The organism is Sedimenticola hydrogenitrophicus, from assembly GCF_025175675.1.
GTDB lineage: Bacteria > Pseudomonadota > Gammaproteobacteria > Chromatiales > Chromatiaceae > Sedimenticola > Sedimenticola hydrogenitrophicus.
This window is the reverse complement of the sequence record NZ_JANIOA010000109.1, coordinates 1-1,207: the sequence shown is the minus strand read 5'-3', so window position 1 is coordinate 1,207 and position 1,207 is coordinate 1. Positions and strand designations below refer to the sequence as shown.

Annotated in this window: 1 protein-coding gene; it reads right to left on the bottom strand. The window is 55.5% G+C overall.

From position 1 onward, the window contains the following. A partial coding sequence (istA, locus tag NPX02_RS21160) for an IS21 family transposase (protein ID WP_260296049.1) occupies nucleotides 1-1,014 on the bottom strand: 1,014 nt, incomplete at its 3' end. Nucleotides 1,015-1,207: the final 193 nt, after the last annotated feature.

Here is a 1,207-nt window from a genome sequence, read left to right as displayed (position 1 = left end):
ATAGTCGATATGCACCCGTACCTTCTTCCATTGGGCGAACTCATAGGGGTGTTCCGGAAGCGGATGCAACGCCGGCTTGTCCAGCGTCTCGAATGCCTCCCTACGGCAGCCTGGCAACTTCTTGAAGGGACGTTCATTGAGCCGTTCCAGCAGTTCAGCAATGGCCCGGTTGAGTTCGGTTAGTGAAAAGAAGGTACGGTTCCGTAGCGCAGCTAATATCCATCGTTCGACTACCTGCACCCCGCTCTCGGCCTTACTCTTGTCCTGAGGTCGACGGACACGAGCAGGTATGACAGCCGTCCCGTAATGGTTGGCCAAATCCAGGTAGGTTGGGTTGAGATCCGGCTCATAGCGATGAGCCTTGATGACGCCGCCCTTCAGGTTATCCGGGACAATGATTTCAGTAACACCACCAATGAACGCAAAGGCGCGTACGTGTGAGCCGATCCAGTCGGGTAGCTGTTGTGACCAAGTGGCCTCGGCATAGGCATAGCTGGAGGCCCCCAGCACGGCAACGAAGATCTGTGCTGAACGTATTTCACCGGTGGAGCGGTTCACCACCTCCGCAGTCTGCCCGGCATAGTCGACAAACAGTTTTTCCCCGGCGCGGTGCTCTTGGCGCATGACCAGGTCAAGCTTGCCCTTCCAGTCACGATACTGGTCACAGAACCAGCTGTACTGAAAGCCGTCTGGATGTTCGGCTTTGTACTCCTGCCATAACAAAAACAGGGTTACGCCGGGGCGGCGCATCTCTTGCTGAACGTAGGGCCAATCCGGAACAGCGCGTTCCGTGAAGGGAATGGTAGGCTGCGGTGGATACAGTCGCTGCTCCAGCTCCGTATCGCTCAACTGAGGCAGTGGCCAAGGCAGCCCTGATTCGATGAATCGCCGCTCATACTCACTGACGGTGCTGCGGGCTACTTGGGTACTGTGGGCTATCTTTCGAGCCGAAAGTTTTGTCTCAAACTTGAGTCGAAGAATCTCTCTAATTTTACGCATGGATGCACGCTCCATCTCAAACCCCTTTTCCGAAAAAAAGGTTCGATCATAGTGAACGAAATCCTGCGCCGCTCCTCTGCCCTCAAGAGGGTGGCCGAATGGCCGTGGAATCAGTGGCCGAATGTTTATGGAATGGGTGGCCGAATCAGTGTGGAATCAGTGGCCGAATGCTCGTGGAATGGGTGGCCGAATGAGACCGGAATACCCA